The sequence below is a fragment of the Brachybacterium sp. AOP42-C2-15 genome, assembly GCF_052377065.1.
Classification (GTDB): Bacteria; Actinomycetota; Actinomycetes; order Actinomycetales; family Dermabacteraceae; genus Brachybacterium.
Genome location: NZ_JBQSWK010000129.1, coordinates 1 through 373, shown reverse-complemented (window position 1 = coordinate 373; position 373 = coordinate 1). Strand labels below are relative to the sequence as shown.

1 protein-coding gene is annotated in these 373 nt (G+C 69.2%); it reads left to right on the top strand.

Annotated features, from left to right (window positions below; genetic code table 11):
• On the top strand, positions 1-373 hold a 373-nt coding region (locus ACT3SQ_RS19340), incomplete at both ends, for a recombinase family protein (RefSeq protein WP_444601634.1).

Here is a 373-nt window from a genome sequence, read left to right as displayed (position 1 = left end):
CCTATGTGGACCAGTCGAAGAGCGCTACCGACCGGTCCGCGATCCGTCCGGACTACGACCGCATGGTCGCCGACTACCTGGTCGGACGGTTCGACGCCATCATCTGCTACGACCTCGACAGGCTCACCCGGCAGCCGCGGCAGCTGGAGGACTGGATCGACGCCGCCGAGCTTCGCGGCCTCGCCCTCGTAACGGCCAACGGCGACGCGGACCTCTCCACCGACGGCGGTCGCATGTACGCACGCATCAAGGCCGCCGTGGCGCGCGCCGAGATGGAGCGCAAGAGCGCCCGTCAGTCTGCGGCGCAGAGACAGCGCGCTATGCAGGGGCGTGCCCCGAAGGGCATGCGTCCGCTTGGTTATGCCGTCGACGG